Origin of the sequence: Pseudanabaena sp. FACHB-1998 (genome assembly GCF_014696355.1) — a bacterium.
GTDB lineage: Bacteria > Cyanobacteriota > Cyanobacteriia > Pseudanabaenales > Pseudanabaenaceae > Pseudanabaena.
Genome location: NZ_JACJQA010000045.1, coordinates 1 through 21,711 on the forward strand (window position 1 = coordinate 1; position 21,711 = coordinate 21,711).

Genomic DNA, 21,711 nt, shown 5'->3' on the forward strand with positions numbered 1-21,711 from the left:
AAACTACTGATTAGGTAATCTGAGTATAGGTCTAAGAACTTTCTGTCCATACCTTTCAACCTCTGTCGGAGTCTATCTTTACTCTACTCTGTTTTCCTTCCACGTAACATCAGATTTAAGTCGAACTGACAAGCGCAATCTTTTGCAATGGATAACCTTGGCGAAAAGGGAAGAGACGAGGCAAAAACGCATTAGAGAAATTGTATTTTCCGCAGAAAATAAAAGAAAGCCCAAGCAGTTTTGAGAGTAAACACCAGTAAAATATCACTTGTGTATCAAACATAGCCTAAAATTTTAATCACATTCGCAATTGGTTATCTCGCTCATGTCAGAAATCATTTCAGAAATTAAATTCGCGATCGAAGGTGATGGCGCGATCGCAGCGACAGAAGAATTATTAGCAATGGAGGGAATTGAAGGTTCCTATAATGTGGATGAAGAGATTCAGCGCGAAGGTGTATTGGCGGTAATCGCTTCGATTGTCGGGATTGCGTCTGGAGCTTTGGCGATTGCTGAACAAATCCGTAAGTGGTATCAGGAATATAAACAGGGTAAGTCGGGCAAGAAAATCGCGAAGGTTTTGATTGTCGGGCGTAATGGCGATCGCCTCTTGTTAGAAAATGCGACAATCGAACAAATACGTAAGGTTTTGGAGAGTTAACTTTATGGCTCACAGTGTTGAGATTGCATTGACTCAAAGATTTTGGGAATAGCGAGCAAAAAGTTGACGTGAATGTAAAGATGCTAATCGATTCATTCGCAATAAATTCACGGTGACGCGCCCGATCTCTGACAATGGTTGAATTGCACCACTTTCCGAGTCAAGATAAAAATGTTCTTGCCAGATATCTTGTCTAGGGTTGTAAAGCCTCACGGTATAACCAGTCTCAGGATCGATGGAGGCAATATCGCTACCTTTTGCTTGATTGCAGAGTGAGCAGGAGAGAGCCAGATTTTCCTCTATAGTTTTCCCGCCATGCTTTTCAGCAATTACATGATCAACTTGATGGGAAACTAACACTAATATTTCTGGAATCAAGCAATATTCACAACAATTTTTAGCCCGATCGCTAACTATTCGACGCAAATTTGTCGAAATATAAGTTCTACTCATGCACTTTGTTGGAGTTTGAGTAGAGCCTGTGCCTTGGCAATGCGGACTAGATGTTCGACAAATTCATAGTGTTGCCATAGACGGCGATCTCTTTCATTAAGTCCTTCGGTGCGGTTTTTATCTAAAAGATTTTCAATCTCAGTTTGGAGGTTAGGAGCAGGGCGGAGGGCAAGAATTTCTTGAGGGGATGGCAGTTTTGCAAAAAATTCTAAGACTTCGGTGAGTCCAGAAAAGCCTGTGGTAGGGTTAGCTGTGATTTCTTGTAAGCCTAGAGCCAGAATTTGCGGAAGTTTGTCTTTGAGAGGTTCTAAACGCTGGGCGATATCATCGGGTATTTCTACAGTAATTTGCATGGTTCAGCACTATTTTTAACTGTATTGTATCCATAATTAATTAAATATAGCTTGTTCTACCCTGTCGCCTTCTGCTCGACAATCGAACAAATCCGTAAGGTCTTAGAGATTTAGTTGTAGGGTGCTGTTAGCGATAGCGTAACTCACCAATAGGTAAGGTTTGAATGCGTTACGCTGGCGCTAACACATCCTACGAAAAAATTTTGTAATCAACTTGGGAGTAGTTTGTGCAAATCCTGTATGTCGAGTTACATCCTCGCAGTGAGACTAAGGTTGAGTTGCGATATCAAAAGCTGAATGGTCAGGGCTATGAAAAGCAGATCTTGCAGATTAGCGCGATCGCTGATCTGATCGCTTTGGCGGAAAGGGATATTTATGTATCTATGCCTGATCCTGTGGCGATGGGGAAGAAATTATTTGGCTGGTTGGATGGGGATGGGCGCTGGTTGAGTCGTGCTTTGGCGGATTGTCAGGGGGAGTTATTGGTATTGGCGATCGCCAATCTTGCGAAGCTACCGCATTTGCCTTGGGAGGTACTGCACGATCGCGAGGGATTTTTGATCGATCGCACTTTTCCTAAAGTTGTGCCTGTGCGCTGGACTAAGGGAGAAGTGGCAGCAAGTGAGCCAGCCGATCGCCCTTTGCGGGTGATGTTTATGGCTACCGATCCTGAAGGGGTAGAGCCACGCTTGAATTTTGAGGGGGAAGAGGGGCGGATCTTGGATGCGACTCGTGGGGTGGCGCTGACTTTGCGGGTGGAGGAGAGTGGCTGTGTGAGTGAGTTAAAAAAGACTTGGCGGCGCTATGGGGCTAATCATTTTGATGTGTTTCATTTGACGGGTCATGCTTCGATAAATGATAAGGGCGAGCCGTTTTTTATTACGGAAACGGAGACGGGCGATCGCTTTGATGCGAAGGCGGGTGAGATTGTTGATGCTTTGCGGTATCGATTCCCGCGTTTAGTATTTTTGTCGGGCTGTCGCACGGGTCAGGCGGGATCGCAGGGAGCAACGCCATCGATGGCGGAGGCTTTGTTAAATTTGGGACTGGCGGCGGTGTTGGGTTGGGGTCGTCCGATTGGGGATAATGTGGCGACTCAGGCGGCGGCTTGTTTGTATGAATCGTTGGCAACGGGTTCAAATCTGGTAGAGGCGATCGCGGCGACCTATCAGAAATTGCGAGAGGAAAATATTCCCAATTGGTATTTGTTGCGGTTGTATGGGCGCGGCAAGTTGGATGTGAGTTTGGCGGCGTTGGTGTTGCCGATGGGCGATCGCCTGTTGCCCTTGAGTTCGGAGATCGAGCAGTTATTTCTCGATCCTGATGATGCGACTACGCCGAGGGTGGTGCGGCGCGAGGATTTTGTGGGACGGCGGCGGATCTTGCAATCAAGTTTGCGGCGATTGCAGGGGAGCGATCTGGGTGTGTTGTTGCATGGGATGGGTGGTTTGGGTAAGACGACGGTGGCGAAGCGGTTGTTGGAACGGATGGCTGATCCGCAAAACTCGAACTATGACACGATTTTTAATTACAAGCAGTTTGATGAAGGGAAGCTGTTGCAGGATTTGGCGAGAAATTGCATTTCTGAGGCGGGGCATGAGGTTCTTAATGGTAAGTTACCGCTCATGCAGAAGTTGACGAAGTTTCTCAAGGAGGGTATGAACGATAAGGATCGCTGTTTGATGTTTGTGTTGGATGATTTTGAGGAGAATCTGGAAGAGAATGCGTTTGGGGCATGGGTGCTGAAGTATGAGGTGGTGGAGCCTTTGATGGCTTTAGTGAGTGCGATCGCCCGTTCTGGTTTGCGCCATCGGTTGATTGTGACCTGTCGCTATGATTTTAATTTGCCAGACGTTGCCCTAAATGCAAGGCTGTTTCGTGTCCCGTTGTTTTCGTTGCGGGGTGTGGATCTCAAGAAGAAGTGCGAGCGCCTTGCGGGGTTTAAGTTGCCAATGTTGTCGCGTGAGGATGCGGAGCCTTTGGTGGCGTTGCAAAAACAGGCGATCGCGGTGGCGGATGGGAATCCGAGGTTGTTGGAGTGGTTGGCGGCGATTTTGCCGAATGATGTGTTGACGGAGGCACAAAAGCAGGAAGTTTTGGATCGGATGATAGCGAAGCAAATTGAGTTTCGCGAACATATTCTCGCGGAGACGTTACTGGCTCAGCAAAGTCCAGATTTGCGGGAAATGTTAAGGCTGGGTTTGGTGTTCGATTTGCCTGTGCCTGAGTTGGTGTTTGGGAAGGTATGTGAGGGAGTTGAGAATCTCAAGGTGCATCAAGTTCGGGCAAAGGCGATCGGTTTGTTAGAAGTAAATGGCGATCTTTATCGTGTGCCGAAGATTTTGGTGGAGTTGTTAAGTCCAGAGTTTACGCAGGAGATTTATGCGACAGCAGCAAGGGAACTCTATCGAGTTTGGTGGGAAGAATCTAAGTCTTCTACTGAGGAGCAAAGATTAGAAATTCATCGGTTGGCTTTGTTGGGTGATGAGAAAGAGATAGCGGTTACTATCAATCAATCTTTAGCACCTAATTGGAATGATAAAAGTCGTTATCGAGAAGTTGTAAATATCTGCAAATCAACCCTTTCCATTACAGAAAATTATCAAACATTACACAGCATTGCTATAGCTGAAGATCCTCTTGGCATTATGGAAGATTGTCTTCAGCACTATCAAAGAGCTTTGGAATTATGTCCTGAAGAAGATGAAGAAAAAGCGACAATCCTTCATAACTTGGCAACTGTGAAAGCAAAACAAGGTCAAGTTGAAGAAGCACTCGACCTTTACACACAAGCAAAAGAAATTTACAAAGGAACTGGAAATACTGGATTCAAAGCCGCGACCTTACATCAAATGGCGGTTATCTATGCCCAACAGGGACAGGTAGAGCAAGCGATCGCCCTCTATCAGCAGTCCTTGGAAATCAAAGAACGCATCGGTGACGTGCAGGGCAAAGCCGCGACCTTGCATTGTATGGCGGGTATCTATGCCCAAAAGGGACAGGTAGAGCAAGCGATCGCCCTCTATCAGCAAGTCGCAGAAATCGATGAACGCACTGGCAACGTGCAGGGCAAAGCCACGACCTTGCATCAAATGGCGGGTATCTATGCCCAAAAGGGACAGGTAGAGCAAGCGATCGTCCTCTATCAGCAGTCCTTAGAAATCACAGATCGCATCGGTGATGTGCAGACCAAAGCCGCGACCTTGCATTGTATGGCGGGTATCTACGCCCAACAGGGACAGGTAGAGCAAGCGATCGCCCTCTATCAGCAGTCTTTAGAAATCAAAGAAAGCATCGGCAACGTGCAGGGCAAAGCCGCCACTTTGCATCAAATGGCAGGAATCTATGCCGATCAGGGACAGGTAGAGCAAGCGATCGCCCTCTATCAGCAGTCCTTTGAAATCCAAGAACGCATCGGCAACGCGCAGGGCAAAGCCGCGACCTTGCATCAAATAGCGGTTATCTATGCCCAACATGGACAGGTAGACCAAGCGATCAATCTCTTTAATCAGTCTTTGGAAATACAAGAACGTATAGGAGATGTTCATGGTAAAGCAATGACGCTCTGGTGGTTAGGCGGTCTTGCAAACGAGCAAGGAGATTTTCAAACGGCGATTTCCTATCTCCAAGAATCTCTCACCATCCTGCAACACCTCAAATCCCCCGATGCAGCCAAAGTTCAGAGTTTGTTAGAACAAGTGAGAGCGATGGCGGGGTAAGGAAAAAGGAAAAAATTCTGGTAGGGGCAAAGCATTCCCGCAGAGATTTATAAAATTTGCAATTCCCTCAATACGGGAATGCTCTGCCCTAAACCTTGTCATCCGCCCCAATCCCCAAACCGCAGGGATAATTTATTGGTAAAAGCACAGAGGGCGCAGCATTTGCGTATATAGATTTCTGTGATGGGTTTAAAAATTGTCGCGCAAATGCAACGCCCCTACGAGCCATTTGCGATCGCTTGCTGCGAACTCAAAATATGGCTCTTGCGATCATTGGGTTACATTTACTGACGCACAATGCGATTCTCGATTTTTATCTGCAACGGCGAACTAGCACTGATATATTCAGCGATCGCATCCGATAGAAGATAGCCAGTTTCCAACAGATTTTTGCCTTCAGCAAAAACGCGATAACCGTCACCACCAGAGGCAAGAAAGTTATTTGTTGCTACCTTGTAAACTTGATTAGAATTTAACAATTGGAACTTGCCTGAAGCGTCTTTTACTTCTACTTTCGTAACGCGCTTACCTGCGGGAAGTTTGCTATCCCAGACAAAGCGAATTCCTGCCACTTGCGGAAATCTCCCTTCCCCTTGCTCTGCCATACTCACACCACTCTCTAAGGCTTCTGTTAACTGCTTGCCAGTTAACTCCACCCGCGTAATCGTATTGCCGAAGGGAAGCGCTTCTAACACATTCCCCATCGTGATATCACCTAAAGGGAATCCATTGCGAATGCCACCTGCATTAATTAGAACGACTTGAACTTGATCCACCTTTGTTTTTGCCAAGATTGCATCGGCAATCAAGTTACCTAGAGCCGTTTCGCTAGTTCGTAGTTTAACGCGATCGCCATCTAGAGCTACCAAAGATTTTCCGATAATCTTCTGGCGCAATGCTTCAATTGGTGCGGCATAGGCTTTGAGCTTATCCGCAAATTCTTGATTGGGTTTGATACTTGCATCAAGGACATGGGGTTTTCCTGCCCAAGCAATTAACTTACCTGTGCGATCAAAGCTCACGGACAAATCACCCAAATATTTACCCCATTCCCAATCTGTTACTACTAGCACAGGTTCCTTGGTTCCATTCTTCTCCACTAATGGATAGGGATGATTAGCATTGGGAATATTGCCGACAGATGTATGGCTATGACCACCGATGATGATATCAATGTCAGGGACTTTTCGCGCTAGGGTGACATCATTCTCAAAGCCAATGTGGGTTAGCGCTACAATTTTATTAATTCCCTGTTGCTTGAGAGCCGATACTGAGGCTTTTGCTGCTGCGATCGGGTCAGTAAACTTCACACCATCACCAACGCTAGCTAAAATTGCGGTATCGGGAGTCGTCAAACCAAACATCCCAATCTTTTCGCCTTGCATATCCAGCACCTGCCAAGGACGAACTTTGCCATAGAGAGGAGATTCGGGCGCAATGTCGATATTTGCAGAAATGATGGGGAATTTGGCTTTAGTGATGAAGTCGGCGAGTACCTGCTGACCGCGATCAAACTCATGATTACCAATCGTACTAGCATCGTAGTTAAGGGCGTTATAAAAATCCAGATCCGCTTGTCCCAGATATTGATTGAAATAGAGAGTCCCTTGAAAAATATCCCCTGCATCCAATAGCAGCAAAGGTTCCTGATTAGCCTTGTTCTCTGCACGAATTTGATCGATGAGCGTGCGGCGACGGGCTATTCCACCCAGCAAGCGATCGCCATATTTGGTAGGTTCCAAATGGGCGTGATGATCGTTGGTATGCAAAATCCTTAGTGAGAAGCGACTTTCCTGTGCGACGACATTTAACAGCGCGGGAGAAACGGCGAGCAGAAATGTAACTATGAAAGCTATGAATATCTGAAAAGACCGCAAAATCTGAGGTTTCAGTTTTAAGTAATTGGCGATCGCTTTAAAATTATTCTTCGCTTTCACAATCATCACCCTCAAATTCACAGGTTTTTCTATGACAGTTTAACGCTTGGTTTTAGCAATAGTCTACTTGCTCAATTGATTGTCACATTTGCGATCGGTAAACAAAAAAGCGGCACGAAGTGCCGCTTTTTTGTTTACTTGAACTTGTCGAGAATGCGGCGCATTGCTTCATTCACGTTATCGCGACTGTTGAAAGCCGAAATACGGAAGTAACCTTCACCTGCTGCACCAAAACCAGAGCCGGGGGTTCCCACGACATTACAGGTTTGCAAGAGCTTATCAAAGAAATCCCAACTGGTTAGCCCTGCGGGAGTCTGCACCCATACATAGGGAGCATTCTCACCACCATAAACTGCTAAACCAGCTTCGGTTAGCTTCTCACGAATGATCTTGGCATTTTCCATGTAGAAGTCAATCAAGGCTCTAGTTTGCGCTTTTCCTTCTTCAGAATAGACTGCCTCTGCACCACGTTGAACGATGTAGGAAACACCATTAAACTTGGTAGACTGACGACGATTCCATAGCTTCCATAATTCTACATCAGAGCCATCTTTCGCCTTGCCAATCAAGTTCTTAGGAACTACGGTTAACGCGCAACGAGTACCTGTAAATCCTGCATTCTTCGAGAAAGAACGGAACTCGATCGCACATTCCTTAGCGCCTTCGATTTCATAAATAGAATGAGGAAGACTCGGATCGGTGATAAATGCTTCGTAGGCGGCATCAAAGAAGATGATCGAACCATTGGCACGGGCATAATCGACCCATGCTTGCAGATGTTCCTTGGTAGCAGTTGCGCCTGTGGGATTGTTGGGGAAGCAGAGATAAATCAGATCGACTTTTTGAGTAGGAATCTCGGCTGTGAAGTTGTTTTCCGCAGTCACAGGCAAATAAACTAAGCCCTCGTATTCGCCTTTCTCGTTGATGTCGCCTGTGTGTCCTGCCATCACGTTAGTATCCACATACACGGGATAGACAGGATCGGTGACAGCAATAATATTATCATCGCCAAAAATATCGAGAATGTTGCCGCAGTCGCACTTGGAGCCATCAGAAATAAAAATCTCGGAAGCGTCAATATCGCAGCCTCTCGCTTGAAAATCATTTGCCGCAATCTTTTCACGCAACCATGCGTAGCCTTGTTCGGGGCCATATCCCTTAAATGAATTGCGATCGCCCATATCTTCAACGGCTTTGATCATGGCATCACGACAGGCTTGGGGCAAGGGTTCGGTGACATCGCCAATGCCAAGACGGATCACTTTTGAGTCAGGGTTTGCCTCGATAAAGGCGTTTACCCGTCTTGCAATTTCGGGAAACAGGTAGCCTGCCTTGAGTTTGAGATAGTTGTCGTTAACGGTAGCCATGATGGATGAGTTAATCTTTTTTGATTTTTGTATAGTTTTATATTATGCCTTGGTGAAGTTGCTAAAGCGACCAATCAATATGCGACAAGTTTGATTATTGTCAAATGTAATAATTTATAGCAAAGCAAGAATTAGCCAGTACAAACCAAAACCCAAAAAGCGAGTGGCGGCGCTTCGCGCCGCCACTCGCTTTTTGGGTTTTATGTCCTAAGCAAAACTTACATTGCTATCTATATTGAGCTTTAGAGGTATAGCTAAGTACTTGTGCAAAATAAATTACCAAAAGCCATAAAGTTGCGCCCCTACGGAGCGAAACTTTATGGCTTTTGGTTTGTAATTTTAAAAGTTTGGCTGCAATGGCTAAACCTGATGCTAATCCCTTCCCAAGGATTAGTGGGAAGGGATTAAGAAAAATATTTAGTTAATATTTACTAGCCACTGACCAATAAATTGAAATAAGGGATTCGCCTCAGTACCAAGCGCTTGCAAATCAATGCGATACATCCCTGACTGCGAAGGATTGCTTACACCTGAGGAAATAATTTCGATTTCCCGATTGTTGCTAGAGGGAATCGGCTCCTTAAACAGAAATCGCACCGTACCCACCTCGCGATCGATGGAAGCTTCTTTAATTTCGACTTCCTTCCGATTATTGCGATCGATGACTCTGATATTGTCTGGACTAAAAACATTGCCAAAGCCTTGAGGATACTGAATTTGTATTTCCGCGATCGCCTTACTTTTAGGCAGCTTTACAAAAAAATTAATCGTATTTAAACGGGCATTAGCCCGATTAGTGCGAATTGTGTAACCAAGTGCCGCTTCTTTCCCCGAACCTAATAAAACAAAATTATTCTGAGATTTTACTGATTGTGGCGCAAAAGTAATACTGCCTAAAAATGCCATAGGCAACAAAGATAACAGCACCGCCGAAAAGTAGTTAGTTCTCATAGAATTCTGATAAATATTTAGCAGTATAGCTCTCAAACCGAGATCCCCATAAATTCTTTGAAAGTGCGGCAAAGTAGCACCTTCAAAAAACTGATTTTAGCTAGCGCCAAGCGCCTCAGTCGCTAAAATAAATTCTAACCCATACGTTCAAGCGTTAAGATATTGATTGGTTCGTAGATGCGGTTTCGGGGTATCCCAAATCAATGGCTGTTAAACTTGCGCTGGATGATAAACAAGAAATACTTCGCCTATATCGTGAGTCGGATGCGACCACGACCCAACTGGCTAAGCAGTTTGGCATTAGTACGAGTACAGTTTTACGACTGCTACAAGAACTAATACCTGTTGAGGAATATCGACAACTGGTAATCCAAAAACAGGCTAAGGGTAAACGAGGCTCCAAAAATAATGACGTTGGCAACTATCAAATAAATCAGCTTGCGCTGATTGCTGATGATTTGTCATTGTCTGTTGCTAGTAATAGTTTTGATGAAGGTGAAGAAACGGCGATCGCAATGGATGACAATCTAAATACTTTGGGCAATAGCATTGAAGAAGAAGATATCGAACTAGAGGATCTTGCCGAAGATCTTGATGACGATAGCCTCGATGACGAGGATGAGGACGATCTTGTTGACGAAGATAACCTTGAACTAGATGAAGATGAATTAGATTTTGTTGATGAAGATCTAGATTCTAGTTTGTCTATATTTGCCGATCTCCATAGCGGTCATGCGGCAAGCGATCGCCTTGAGATATTGCCCCTAAACGATGCAGAATTGCCATCGATCTGTTATATCGTTGTTGATCGCATTGCCGAAATCATCACTCGCCCGCTTAAAGATTTTAAAGATCTCGGAGTCATCCCTCCCGAAGAGTTGCTATCCAAAACCATTCCCATTTTTGATAACCACCGAGTGGCGCGACGGTTTTCTCACCACAACCAACGAGTTATCAAGTTCCCCAGTGACTTAATCCATGTCACTCGTCCTAACCTAGTCCAGAAGGGGATTACGCGCATTCTTTTTAGCGGACAGGTATATACATTAAACTAAAAGAATGGGGCGGCGCTTAGCGCCGCCCCATTCTTACCTATTTAGCACTACCAAAATTAATCAGGACTATTGTGTTAAGTCTTTCTCCAGCGAGACAAAAATTCTGGCAAGTTGCTCATACACCCGATTCTAAAATGTCCATCGACCATTTAATTGAAGGTACTTTGGCGATCGCATGGGAGGAATATCCCCGCATGGATCTTGGGTATTACCGTGAAATGTTAGATCGGATGGTAAGCGATTTACAACCACGCCTTGCCCAAATTAACTATCCCCTCAAGATCGTGCAGGAGATCAATCAATATTTATTTGTGGAACAAGGTTTTATCGGCAATGACAATGACTACTACGATCCTCGCAATAGCTTCATTAACGATGTTTTAGAACGTCGCTTAGGCATCCCTTTATCCCTATCCATAATTTATATGGCGATTGGCGATCGCCTTAAATTTCCCATTGAAGGCATTAGTTTTCCGGGGCATTTTATTGTGCGCCCCCAACACCCTGATATAGAAATTTTTATCGATCCTTATAACAAAGGAGAAATCCTATTTCCTGAAGACTGCGCCGCCAAATTAGCGCAACTATACGGTCGGGAAGTCCCTCTCCAAAAAGAATATCTCCAACCTGTTGGGGTGCGTCGCATTTTAGATCGCCTACTAACTAATTTAAAGCTGATTTATTTGCGTCGCCGCGAACCCACCAAAGCTCTAGCCGCAATCGAGCGATCGCTAATGCTCAATCCTGATGTGCCAACCCAATGGCGCGATCGCGGCTTAATTTGCTATCAACTAGATCGCCACACCGAGGCAAGAATCGATCTCGAAAATTATTTACAGCAACTTCCCTATGCCGATGACACCCAAATTATCAAGCAATTAATAGCAGAAATGGGGGAACCAATATAGCTTTTCCCCGTCTACGATAATTCTGGGCCTTGTGAATGAACCCATAATCTTCCTGTAACCATATGATCAAGGAGATTAAGCCATCTGTCTCTATCTAAGTAGATCAAGAGTTGTCATTTATATCACTGTCTAGAGAAAGTAAGATAATAGCCTTGTAATAAATTACAAATCGCAGGCTTAAATCACTTTAATCGGAAAGCTTTATATGTTAGTTTCTCTAAGATCTACCCAGATTTTCAGAATGCCACAGTTCATTATATAGAGTAATACTTAATCTTCAATTACTCTAAAAATCTAAAGTCATCAAACTTATTTGCTCATATCAATATGAGTATGTTATAAGTCTTTGTATTGTTGTACTTTAATCATCTTTACACCTTAAGCAAATGATGGGCAATGCTTAATTAGATACGTCTCTTAGCGAGAGTCAGATTATACATTTATCAAACTTACTTCCCCTTCTAAATCAAAATGAAAATTTCATCTATATCTTTAAAAAATGTAAGTCTGCTAAGTCTGCCGATTCTAATAGCATCTAATACATTGTCTATCGGATCAGCTAGGGCTTTTTCTCTCATCAATCCTAGTTTTGAGGCAAACAGTGTTACAAACTTACCCTCTACAAGTCCTGGTAATTCAAGTTTTGAATCAGCACCTCCCCCAAGACCTAATCCAGGATTTGTGATTACTGCCGAAACTAACGTTAATGGGTGGACAACCACTGACGTAGGTATTGAGCTTTGGCAATCTGGTTTTAACGGTGTTCAAAGCGCAAATGTAGACAATGGTAACCAATTTGCGGAAGTTAATGCAACTCAGAATAAAGGCATATTTCAAGACATAACTTTGGGAGCAACTGCAAATACACCGCTATATTTTAATTTTTGGCATCGGGCTAGAGAAAATGGCAATGGTCAAGGGGCAGGGTCAATTCAGGTCAATGCAATTACAGTAACAATTACTGATTCAGTTGATGGCATTTTTGGCAATGGCAACGACAATAACGTATTCAGTGCAGTATTTGCCACCCAATTGAATCCTGCTGCTCTTGGTAGCAATAATGGGTGGGTCAATTACTCCTCTTTGGCTTCAGGGCTAAATATTCCTCTCAATACTGGTGCTACTGCTGGGGATAGATTGTTCCGTTATGGCTTTATCGCAACTCAGCTAACTGCTACTACTCCTAATTATTATGGGACAAGTGCAGCAGGTGTTACTACGCCTATAGCAGTTACTACTACTAATACGGATATTTCCTTTGGCAATTTCTTAGACAACGCTAATTTTGGTGATGACCCTACATTTAGCACACCAGTTCCATTTGATTTTGAGGCAAATGTAGGGATTGGTATTTTAGGTGCTTTATATTTCGGGCGTAAAGCATTCAAGTCTTGGAAAAACAAGAAAGACAACTCAAATTAGTGATCATCCCCAAATAAATGAGTGGCAACAATTAACCTTACCACTCATTTATTTTAGGTAAGGTATTCGGCTAATTTTTTCCGATCGCGCCATCCCGCATAAGCACTATATATACATTTATCTTGGTATTTATCGCTGATGCTAACGAATACATGAGTTATTTGTAATGCGCTTTGCCATTGCCAGAGTTTGACTTGATCGGGATAGGTTTTAATGAGTTTCGCTTTGGAAAAGTTTTGAAAATCGGTTTCTGTAAGATCTAGCGATCGCAGTTTAGCGATTAGTTGAGAAGCCGTATCGGTTTGGCGGGGAGCAATTTGAGGATTTTGCCAAAAGCTTTGAATAGTTGTGGCGACTCTAGGATGATTTTTTAAGGTGGGGTGACGCAAACCATCTAGGCAAAAGAAGTTGGCATGGGCGAACTGAGAGCATCCGATTGGTACAGTGCCATCAGTATTGTTGCCAATGTCGCCAACTATCGAAGCTGTGGGAATCTGGGCAGCGATCGCCTCGGCAATGGGACGGCGATTTGTGCCGAGGTCGCGTGCAATCAGAGGAAACCAACCGAAAGGATCGAATAACCTCCCTAAATCTGAGCCACCAAGCGGTGAGCCAACCAAAACTAAACTATGGACTTTGGTTAGCCATTCGGGATGCCGATTTAATACTTCTAACCAAATTAGTCCCCCCATTGAATGTCCCACGATGCGTAGCGGTAAATCAGGATAGGCAGCGATCGCCTCTAAAGCAATTTTTTCGACTTTATCGATCAGTGGGGCGATCGTCAGCCAAGTATTAGTCCATCCAAGGTCTGGCGTATAGACAATAGTTTGTTCGCTAGCTAGAGCCTTAGCTAAGTACGCAATATCATGATAGGTATCAGCCCAACCATGCTGAGCAAATAAGATAAAGTTATGTTCCTGCGATGCAGGCTGAAGTGTTGACGAATTAGACATATAAAAATTTTAGCGTCTAACCCTTACACCTCGATACATCACAACGTTATCTCCATCAGATTTTGTATCGGCTCTGTTACTTTGAGTTTTATTTTTCGTAGTTGATTCTGATTTCTTTTCTAAGGCTTGAGTATTGCCTTCATTAGTGAGCTTGTTAGATGTACTGGATAAGCTTTGAGCGATTTTTTCTAGGGGTTGAGAAATTAATGAACAACCGATCAGAGCTGTTACTCTCGCAACTTCCGCCATTAGATTTTCCCGTGAGAGCCTTGGTAGCACGTCAGAAGCCCCCCTTCTTAACGCCCAACTATGCTCAATGTCTTTAATCCGATCTTGTCGGGGATTAAATAAAACGACCTTTGTGGGTACTTGTTGTTTACCTACCCATTGGCAAACCGATGAGGATTGCAAGGTTTCCGAGTTAGGGCTTTTTACAGCCATGTCTAACAGTAAAAGAGCAGGTAGATTTTGGCGATCGCAATTTCCTAGATACTGCACTAGATCTAAGGATAAACTTTCCCAAACTACGTTTAGTTGCTGAGTTTCCAAAGCTGATTGCCACAATTGCCCTTGCTCTTGGTCGATGTGAATCATTAAGACAGCTTTTTTTTGCTCAGCCATATGCTTCTTTTTTCTTCCCCATCAAGATGAGTTACAAACTTTAAGTTCTGATTAAGACAAATTAACTTATCTAAAGAGAGGATTTTGTACTGTAGTTAACCAAATATAAACAAAGATTTGCAGCTATTCTCTTACTGGGTTTTGATTGTTGGCATTCCTTCTTGCCAGTCAATGGGACAGACTTCATTTTCATGGACTTGAGTATGCTGAATCGCTTTGAGAGTGCGAAGAGTTTCGTCAATGCTGCGACCAAAAGCTAGGTTATTGATGGTTGCGTGCTGGACGATTCCTGATTTATCGATAATAAATAAGCCTCGTAAGGCGATACCTGCGATTGGGTCGAGGACGTTGAAGTCGGTAGCGATCGCTTTGGTAATATCGGAAACAAGCGGACATTTAATATCGCCACCAAGCCCACCATCAGCTAATGAAGTCTGAATCCATGCAAGGTGAGCATATTTACTATCCACCGAAATACCAATGACTTCGGTATTTAATTTGGCAAACTCATCATAGCGATCGCTAAAGGCGAGAACTTCCGTAGGACAGACAAAGGTGAAATCGAGGGGATAAAAAAATAAAACTAGATATTTTTGATGTTTATAGCTCGAAAGTTTAATTTTTATAAATTCTTGATCGAATACAGCATCAGCCTCAAAGTCTGGAGCAGGATTGCCCACCCGTAAGAATTCCGCCATAGTACATTTCACCTAATTTGTTATGAAGTGAATAACTGAGTGGTGCGCGACATCACCGCGCACCACTCAGTTATTAGTAAAAGCACAAAATGGCTACGCCATTTTGCGCTTTGGTATTAATGCTATTCTAAGGAGCAATTAGCTTTCTAAATAGCAGTTATGTCACCAGTAAAAGAAGTTTCTGCGGCGATCGCAACTATAGCTAGCCCGAATGGAAATTCGGCTCATGCAACTGTAGAACGTCCTTGGGGATCATTTACCACTTTGGAAGAAGGGCGCGGTTATAAAATTAAGCGCATCGAAGTCAAACCCGGACATCGCCTCAGCCTGCAAATGCATCACCATCGCAGTGAACATTGGATTGTGGTGTCGGGGACAGCCAAGGTTACCTGTGGTGACAAGGAAACCATGATCAGCACGAATCAATCCACCTATGTACCTAAATGTACATCCCATCGTCTGGAAAACCCCGGAATCATTCCCTTGATTCTGATTGAAGTCCAAAATGGCGAATATTTAGGTGAAGATGACATTATTCGCTTTCAAGATGACTATTCGCGCCACGAAAAAAAATAATTGCCATTAAAATCCCAAAAGCAGTGGCGCACCCGCAGGGTGCGCCACTGCTTTTGGGCGGATTTGAGCAGTCTAGAAAGATTTTGGAAAGCGCCGCAAAGCGGTATTTTCCAAAATCTTTCTGGGTTTTAAGTCGGCGCAAAGCGCTGTAACGTTTAAAATGGTTGAGACAATCTAGCATCGTTTCAACGTGAATAAAATTCCTCCCTTTGATGTATCGCAGCAGTATCAACAAATTGGCGATCGCTTAAATCAAGCTGCTTTAGACGTGTTGGCATCGGGGCAGTACATTGGCGGACAAACTGTAAGTCAGTTTGAGAGTGAGTTTGCTCAATATATTGGCTCGAAGCATGGTATCGCTTGCAACTCTGGTACTGATGCGCTGTATTTAGCCATGCGAGCTTTAGATATCGGGGAGGGTGATGAGGTCATTACTTCACCATTTACATTTTTTGCTAGTGCCGAAACGATTAGCCTGACGGTTGCGAAGCCTGTATTTGTAGATATTGAAGCCCATAGTTTTAATATCAATCTGGATTTACTGGAAGCGGCGATTACCGATCGCACTAAGGCGATTATGCCAGTGCATTTGTTTGGTCGTCCTGTGGATATGCCGAAGTTAATGGCGATCGCTAAAAAGCATGATCTCTATGTGATCGAAGATTGCGCTCAGGCGACGGGAGCAGTTTCTAACGGTGAGAAGGTGGGTAATATTGGCGATGTTGGTTGTTTTAGCTTTTATCCCACCAAAAATCTCGGAGGCTGTGGCGATGGCGGGATGATGACAACTAACGATGCGGCGCTGGATGAAAAATTAAGAATTTTGCGTGAGCATGGTAGCCCTAAGCGTTATTACCACGAGTACATTGGTATGAATTCGCGGCTTGATTCCCTACAGGCGGCTTTATTGCAAGTGAAGCTTCCCTATCTCGATAAGTGGAATGCTCAACGTCGCGAAATTAGCGATCGCTATAGCAATTTACTCAAAGCTGCTAATATTCCGCATGTGGTCACACCTCACCATTGTCCGGGAAGTGTATGGAATCAATATACTGTTTGCGTTGGCGAAGGCAAGCGTAATGATGTGCAAGCTAAATTGCGCGAACAGAATATCATCACGATGATTTACTATCCTTTGCCGCTACATCTGCAATCGGTGTACAGCAATTTAGGACATCAAAAGGGTTCTTTTCCTGTAACTGAAGATATTTGCGATCGCGTCCTCTCCTTGCCAATGTTCCCCGAACTAAGCATCGAACAGCAGGAAAGAGTGGTGAGTACTTTGCAAGATATTTTGCAATAAATTTTTGACATAAATTTTTAAGGCAGCGCTGAGCGCTGCCTTAAAAATTTATTTAGTCGTTATCGTTCACATAGAATCATGACCAAATTTGAATTTCTATCGGATACCCAAAAACCTTGGCATCACATGAATGTTGAGGAAGTATTAACGGCTTTGGAATCTTCGGTAGAAGGTTTATCCTATGTGAATGCCAGACAAAGATTACGCCATTTGGGAGCCAACAAACCACCGCGATCGCGTCCCATTGGCAAGATCTTTTTACAGCCTTGGCTAAATCCTTTAACCTACCTGCTATTGTTAGTCGCAATTTATCTTCAAGCCAATGGAGCGGAAGGCTGGGCTTTAATCTTAGTGGCAATTTTGCATGGGGGGAGTGGCTTAGTGATTTCCCTATGGTCGATGAAAACTCGCGAGAAGGTTAGTCGCGATCGCCCTCAACGCCGCCAAAATGAACCTTCTAATTCAGTGATGGTGTTACGCGATCGCGATGAAATGGAACTTCCTTCACGGGATCTGGTATTAGGCGATGTGTTAATTCTCAAGGAAGGTGATCGCCCGAATGTCGATTTGCGCCTCATCGAAGTATCGGAAGACTTTGTAGTTAATCAATCAAACTTAGGAGGTGAAGCGATTTGCCCTAAGAAAGCAGATTTGACCTTTGAAGAAAAAGTGTCTCCCCTTGATTGCAGCAATATGGTTTACGCAGGTACAGAAGTCGCTGCTGGGAACGCCAAAGGTATTGTGGTCGCAACAGGGCGCTTCACCCAAGAACAGGCGGCGATCATTAAAGAAAAACCTCTATCCGTAATTCATGCAGAACTGCGTCAATTACGACGATTTTGGCTAGGACTGTCTATTTTTGTTACGGTAGTAGCGATCGCCTTCGCGTGGCAGCGAGGGATCATCATCAATGCGATGACGGCGGCGGCTTTAATCGTGAGTACCTATCCGCAAAATTTGCTCCGCATCGCTACCCAAGTACAACTACTGGGCATGGGCGATCTCGCCAGACAAAGGATCTGGGCAAGATTTCCGTCGGTTTTAGATGCCCTAGCGAGGGTCACCACCATCGTGCCAATTCTGGAATCCGATGTGGTGCTTAGTTTTGATAACTTGAGTCGCGCAGGTATTGAATGGCGCGGATTAATCCGTACTTCTGAGGAAGATGCCCAAGCCTTTGGTCAGGTAATTGGCATCGAGACCCATAGTTATTTTGATGCACCTCAAGAAAGGATTCGAGAATGGCAAGGAAATCGTCCCAAGTCTACACAAGCTGTTGCAGTAATCGGTAATGATGTGGAAGATATTTCCCTATTGCGCCTAGCGGATGTGGGAATTAGCGATCGCACTTGCCGTAAAGAACTACAGGATAGTTCAGGATTGATTTTGCCAAAGGAAGACTTCCATTATCTGCCGATCGCCATTCTCGAAGGACGCGCCATCTTTGATCGGCTGCAACGGACTGCCATGCTTACAGCCTCTAGTTCCTTTACCTTGGCGACAATCACCCTCATGGATACGGCCGCAGGGTTTTCTATGCCGCCATTGCAGTTAATTTGGATCGGCGCGATCGCCACACCTTTAGTTTCTCTACCTTTAGTTTTTGAGCCTACTCACGAAATCCTCTTAGCTCAACCTGCGCGACGTTTTCAGACGATCCTCCGCTCTAGCAATTATCTACGAATCTTGCTCGCGGTAATCGCCTCCGTTACGGCTGTAGCTGCGGTATTTTGGCTTAAATATCAAGGACAAACAGCTATGTTTTCGCAAGCTAGGTCAATGGCGTTTGTGACCCTTGGCTTTAGCCAAATTTTTCATGCCTGTGCGATCGCACGTCAAAGTATATTTCACAATTTACCTTTGTTGATCGGCATATCTTTGATTGCGGTTTGCCAAATTATCTTTGTGCAATTACCTTGGTTCGGAGAGCTAATGGCAACGGTTCCTTTGAGTGGTATTGAGTGGGCGATCGCCATTCTGAGTGCTACAGCCGTATTTTGGGTACAAGAGCTAATTAAAACTAGCTAATAGCAGCATTCGCTGCCCTTACCCAAGAATTGTGATGCGGCGCGAAGCGCCACTAATTCTTGGATAGTGAAGAGAGTCTCTATAGCAAAGCAAGAGTTAGCTAGTACAAACCAAAACCCAAAAAGCGAGTTGCGGCGCTTCGCGGCGCAACTCGCTTTTTGGGTTTTATGTCCTAAGCAAAACTTACATTGCTATAGTTTTGATCGTTACAAAAAATGCAACAAGTATCATTTCTAAAATTTTGGCGGCTATACTAAACCGAAAATTAAAACTTAAACCTAGGTTTGTCAGAAAGCTATGCAGTCTCTAAAATTGCCTTTCACGATTAGCCCCATTTTCAAAGATGCCCGCGATTATCAAATTCTTTTTTTATCAGTCTTTTTATTACTTGGTGTAAGTACCCGTGACTGGTCATTAAATCCGATCGCGATCGCGATTACCTTCATAATCTGTTGGCTTACGCAAATAGTAATGATCAGCTTATTTCCAAATCCGTCTACTCCAAAAGCTGAACGGTGGCTATCTCTTAAAAGTGCCACGATTACCGCCTTAGGCTTGAGTTTGCTATTGCGTTCCGATAGCTATGGCGCGATCGCCTGTGCGGCTTTTTTGGCGATCGCTAGCAAATTTATCTTTCGGACTAATGGCAAACATTGGTTCAATCCTGCCAACTTCGGCATAGTTGTCGTTCTATTACTAGATAATCTCTGGAATAACCACGCATGGGTATCGAATGGACAATGGGGCGAGGATAGTCTCTATGCTTTAGTATTTCTAGGTTTAGGTGGCATCGTTCTCAAAAAAGTAGGACGTTGGGATACTAGTTTTATGTTTTTAGCTGCTTACGCAGTCCTCGAAGGAATCCGCAATCTCTGGCTAGGCTGGACTTGGGATGTGCTAATTCATCGGCTGACCAGTGGTTCGCTCCTGCTATTTGCGCTATTTATGATTACCGATCCGCGTTCCATTCCCAATGCCAAGATAGCGCGATTAATTTGGGCAGTAGCGATCGCTCTCTTAACTTTTATCTTTCGGAATATGTTCTTTAACTCGGATGCGGTGTTTTATGCCCTGTTCCTGCTATCGCCGCTAACAGTGCTAGGCGATCGCCTATGGAATGCGCCACGTTTCCAATGGCTAAACCGTCGCCATCAATCCCTACCCTCTAGCTAATATCTGAATTTCTCTAAAAACCTTGCTCAGAACTTCCCTATGAAATACTTTCAGAATTGGATGCGAGTAATCCTTAATACGGCTCTAGCTTGTCTAGTCGTCTTTGCCTATTCTCCTGCGGTCTTTGCTTTTTGTGGTTTTTATGTCTCCCAAGCCGATGCTAGCCTCTTTAACAAAGCCTCACAAGTAGTCATCGCCCGCGATGGCAAACGCACGGTTCTCACCATGGCAAATGACTATCAAGGCGATGTCAAAGACTTTGCCCTTGTTGTACCTGTGCCAGTTCTTCTCAAAAAAGAACAAGTTCGCATCGGTGAGCAGAAAATTATCGATCGCCTCGATTCCTTTAGCGCTCCTCGCCTAGTGGAATATTTTGACTCTGATCCTTGCGCCAGATATGAAGCCTATGATCGAGTAATGACAACAGCAGGAGCTACCAGAAGTGCGGCTCCATTAATGGAAGCCAAGGCAAGGCGCGACAATTATCAAGTCACCATCGAAGCCAAATTTTCTGTTGGTGAGTATGACATTCTCGTCTTAAGCGCCAAAGAGTCCGATGGATTAGAGGCTTGGCTGATTGATAATGATTACAAAATTCCTCAAGGCGCAAAGGATTTACTTCAGCCCTATATTCGCCAAAACATGAAGTTCTTTGTGGCAAAGGTGAATATCACGGAACTCAACAAAACTGGCTCTCAAGTTCTCAGACCGCTAATGATGGCGTATGAATCTCCTAAGTTTATGCTGCCCATTCGCTTAGGAATGTTAAACGCTAATGGTGATCAGGATTTGCTAGTTTACATTCTCTCACCAAAGGGAAGATCGGAAGTTGCGAACTACCGCACTATTAAGGTTCCATCGGATGCGGATATTCCTGTTTATGTCAAAAATGAGTTTGGCGATTTCTACAAATCCATGTTCCAAACTTCCTATACTAAGGAAGGTCGCAAAGTTGCTTTCTTAGAGTATGCATGGGATATGTCAAATTGTGATCCCTGCTCAGCAGAACCTCTCTCCCAAGAAGAACTGCGTAAAGCAGGAGTATTTTGGCTAAATTCGTCCAATCCAACAGGATCATCGCGATGGATTCTCCCTCGTCCCAGTCCTAACAATGGGCGAGTATTCATCACGCGCCTACATATTCGCTACAATCGCGATAAGTTCCCTGAGGATCTCACCTTTAAGGAAACTTCTAACCAAGAGCTATTCCAAGGACGCTATGTGTTAAGACATGCCTTTACGGGTGAAGCAAATTGTGATGCTGGAAAAGAATATCGGCGATCGCTACGTCCCCGTTTTGAGAAGGAAGCCCAAACGCTATCCAAATTAACGGGTTGGAATATTGCCGATATTCGCCGCAAGATGAATATTTCGAGTCTACCTGATCCCGTAGAAACGCCTTTCTGGCAAAATATTTGGAAATAACTTCAGTGGCTAGTCGCTGTTAAATATAAAACTCCAAAAAAACTGTAGCGCACGCGGCGCGTGCGCTACAGTTTTTGATCTTTAGCCCCAGAAAGAAGTGTCAGA

At 44.2% G+C, this 21,711-nt stretch carries 19 protein-coding genes; 11 read left to right on the forward strand and 8 right to left on the reverse strand.

Annotation, left to right across the window (positions count from 1 at the left end; translation table 11 throughout):
• Window positions 1–88: 88 nt before the first annotated feature.
• The gene (locus tag H6F42_RS22365; RefSeq protein WP_347272329.1) at window positions 89–244 is read left to right on the forward strand and encodes a YdeI/OmpD-associated family protein; all 156 of its coding nucleotides are present in this window, start codon (window positions 89–91) and stop codon (window positions 242–244) included.
• Window positions 245–337: 93 nt separating this feature from the next.
• A complete protein-coding gene (locus H6F42_RS17750; RefSeq protein WP_190400872.1) occupies window positions 338–661 on the forward strand; it encodes a hypothetical protein in 324 nt (107 codons plus the stop codon).
• Between the two features lie 33 nt (window positions 662–694).
• Here the strand turns inward: H6F42_RS17750 and H6F42_RS17755 are convergent, their stop codons facing one another.
• Window positions 695–1,114, reverse strand: coding sequence for an HNH endonuclease signature motif containing protein (locus H6F42_RS17755; protein WP_190400709.1), 420 nt, complete (start codon window positions 1,112–1,114; stop codon window positions 695–697).
• Window positions 1,111–1,467, reverse strand: coding sequence for a hypothetical protein (locus H6F42_RS17760; RefSeq protein WP_190400710.1), 357 nt, complete (start codon window positions 1,465–1,467; stop codon window positions 1,111–1,113). Before H6F42_RS17760 ends, H6F42_RS17755 begins: the two co-directional genes overlap by 4 nt.
• A 227-nt stretch (window positions 1,468–1,694) precedes the next feature.
• Here H6F42_RS17760 and H6F42_RS17765 point away from each other — a divergent pair, with 227 nt between their 5' ends.
• A complete protein-coding gene (locus H6F42_RS17765) occupies window positions 1,695–5,186 on the forward strand; it encodes a tetratricopeptide repeat protein (protein ID WP_190400711.1) in 3,492 nt (1,163 codons plus the stop codon).
• 284 nt (window positions 5,187–5,470) lie between these two features.
• Here H6F42_RS17765 and H6F42_RS17770 read toward each other — a convergent pair whose 3' ends face one another.
• The 3 genes from H6F42_RS17770 to H6F42_RS17780 all read right to left on the reverse strand — a co-directional run bounded on the left by H6F42_RS17770 (window position 5,471) and on the right by H6F42_RS17780 (window position 9,441).
• Window positions 5,471–7,123, reverse strand: a complete 1,653-nt coding sequence (locus H6F42_RS17770; protein WP_199289142.1) for a 5'-nucleotidase C-terminal domain-containing protein — start codon at window positions 7,121–7,123, stop codon at window positions 5,471–5,473.
• 134 nt (window positions 7,124–7,257) lie between these two features.
• Entirely contained in the window at window positions 7,258–8,490 is a 1,233-nt protein-coding gene (locus tag H6F42_RS17775; protein WP_190400713.1) for an LL-diaminopimelate aminotransferase, read from the reverse strand.
• Window positions 8,491–8,907: 417 nt separating this feature from the next.
• A complete protein-coding gene (locus tag H6F42_RS17780; protein WP_190400714.1) occupies window positions 8,908–9,441 on the reverse strand; it encodes a DUF2808 domain-containing protein in 534 nt (177 codons plus the stop codon).
• A gap of 203 nt (window positions 9,442–9,644) precedes the next feature.
• On the opposite strand from H6F42_RS17780, the gene H6F42_RS17785 reads away from it, so the two are divergent.
• The 3 genes from H6F42_RS17785 to H6F42_RS17795 all read left to right on the forward strand — a co-directional run bounded on the left by H6F42_RS17785 (window position 9,645) and on the right by H6F42_RS17795 (window position 12,826).
• Window positions 9,645–10,496: a helix-turn-helix domain-containing protein gene (locus H6F42_RS17785; RefSeq protein ID WP_190400715.1), complete on the forward strand. Its 852-nt coding sequence runs from the start codon at window positions 9,645–9,647 to the stop codon at window positions 10,494–10,496.
• A 71-nt stretch (window positions 10,497–10,567) separates the two neighbouring features.
• A complete protein-coding gene (locus tag H6F42_RS17790) occupies window positions 10,568–11,404 on the forward strand; it encodes a tetratricopeptide repeat protein (protein ID WP_347272327.1) in 837 nt (278 codons plus the stop codon).
• Between the two features lie 543 nt (window positions 11,405–11,947).
• Complete coding sequence (locus H6F42_RS17795) at window positions 11,948–12,826, forward strand: hypothetical protein (RefSeq protein WP_190400716.1); 879 nt, start codon at window positions 11,948–11,950, stop codon at window positions 12,824–12,826.
• Between the two features lie 53 nt (window positions 12,827–12,879).
• Here H6F42_RS17795 and H6F42_RS17800 read toward each other — a convergent pair whose 3' ends face one another.
• The 3 genes from H6F42_RS17800 to H6F42_RS17810 all read right to left on the reverse strand — a co-directional run bounded on the left by H6F42_RS17800 (window position 12,880) and on the right by H6F42_RS17810 (window position 15,101).
• Window positions 12,880–13,782: an alpha/beta fold hydrolase gene (locus tag H6F42_RS17800; protein ID WP_190400717.1), complete on the reverse strand. Its 903-nt coding sequence runs from the start codon at window positions 13,780–13,782 to the stop codon at window positions 12,880–12,882.
• Between the two features lie 9 nt (window positions 13,783–13,791).
• Window positions 13,792–14,403 (reverse strand): hypothetical protein, encoded by a 612-nt coding sequence (locus H6F42_RS17805; RefSeq protein ID WP_190400718.1) that lies wholly within the window; start codon window positions 14,401–14,403, stop codon window positions 13,792–13,794.
• Between the two features lie 131 nt (window positions 14,404–14,534).
• A complete protein-coding gene (locus H6F42_RS17810; RefSeq protein WP_190400719.1) occupies window positions 14,535–15,101 on the reverse strand; it encodes a peroxiredoxin in 567 nt (188 codons plus the stop codon).
• Window positions 15,102–15,260: 159 nt separating this feature from the next.
• Here H6F42_RS17810 and H6F42_RS17815 point away from each other — a divergent pair, with 159 nt between their 5' ends.
• From H6F42_RS17815 to H6F42_RS17835, 5 genes are all read left to right on the forward strand, one after another.
• Entirely contained in the window at window positions 15,261–15,677 is a 417-nt protein-coding gene (locus H6F42_RS17815) for a phosphomannose isomerase type II C-terminal cupin domain (protein WP_190400720.1), read from the forward strand.
• A gap of 190 nt (window positions 15,678–15,867) precedes the next feature.
• Entirely contained in the window at window positions 15,868–16,980 is a 1,113-nt protein-coding gene (locus H6F42_RS17820) for an aminotransferase class I/II-fold pyridoxal phosphate-dependent enzyme (RefSeq protein WP_190400721.1), read from the forward strand.
• A 78-nt stretch (window positions 16,981–17,058) separates the two neighbouring features.
• Window positions 17,059–19,008, forward strand: a complete 1,950-nt coding sequence (locus H6F42_RS17825) for a cation transporting ATPase C-terminal domain-containing protein (protein ID WP_190400722.1) — start codon at window positions 17,059–17,061, stop codon at window positions 19,006–19,008.
• Window positions 19,009–19,305: 297 nt separating this feature from the next.
• Window positions 19,306–20,181, forward strand: a complete 876-nt coding sequence (locus H6F42_RS17830) for an RnfABCDGE type electron transport complex subunit D (RefSeq protein ID WP_190400723.1) — start codon at window positions 19,306–19,308, stop codon at window positions 20,179–20,181.
• Between the two features lie 39 nt (window positions 20,182–20,220).
• Window positions 20,221–21,606: a DUF2330 domain-containing protein gene (locus H6F42_RS17835; RefSeq protein ID WP_190400724.1), complete on the forward strand. Its 1,386-nt coding sequence runs from the start codon at window positions 20,221–20,223 to the stop codon at window positions 21,604–21,606.
• Window positions 21,607–21,711: the final 105 nt, after the last annotated feature.

Coding starts and splice junctions, on each gene's coding strand:
- H6F42_RS17800 (WP_190400717.1), bottom strand. CDS start 13,782: ATGTCTAATTCGTCAACACTTCAGCCTGCATCGCAGGAACATAACTTT.
- H6F42_RS17780 (WP_190400714.1), bottom strand. CDS start 9,441: ATGAGAACTAACTACTTTTCGGCGGTGCTGTTATCTTTGTTGCCTATG.
- H6F42_RS17760 (WP_190400710.1), bottom strand. CDS start 1,467: ATGCAAATTACTGTAGAAATACCCGATGATATCGCCCAGCGTTTAGAA.
- H6F42_RS17830 (WP_190400723.1), top strand. CDS start 19,306: ATGCAGTCTCTAAAATTGCCTTTCACGATTAGCCCCATTTTCAAAGAT.
- H6F42_RS17825 (WP_190400722.1), top strand. CDS start 17,059: ATGACCAAATTTGAATTTCTATCGGATACCCAAAAACCTTGGCATCAC.
- H6F42_RS17810 (WP_190400719.1), bottom strand. CDS start 15,101: ATGGCGGAATTCTTACGGGTGGGCAATCCTGCTCCAGACTTTGAGGCT.
- H6F42_RS17775 (WP_190400713.1), bottom strand. CDS start 8,490: ATGGCTACCGTTAACGACAACTATCTCAAACTCAAGGCAGGCTACCTG.
- H6F42_RS17785 (WP_190400715.1), top strand. CDS start 9,645: ATGGCTGTTAAACTTGCGCTGGATGATAAACAAGAAATACTTCGCCTA.
- H6F42_RS17755 (WP_190400709.1), bottom strand. CDS start 1,114: ATGAGTAGAACTTATATTTCGACAAATTTGCGTCGAATAGTTAGCGAT.
- H6F42_RS17835 (WP_190400724.1), top strand. CDS start 20,221: ATGAAATACTTTCAGAATTGGATGCGAGTAATCCTTAATACGGCTCTA.
- H6F42_RS17815 (WP_190400720.1), top strand. CDS start 15,261: ATGTCACCAGTAAAAGAAGTTTCTGCGGCGATCGCAACTATAGCTAGC.
- H6F42_RS17805 (WP_190400718.1), bottom strand. CDS start 14,403: ATGGCTGAGCAAAAAAAAGCTGTCTTAATGATTCACATCGACCAAGAG.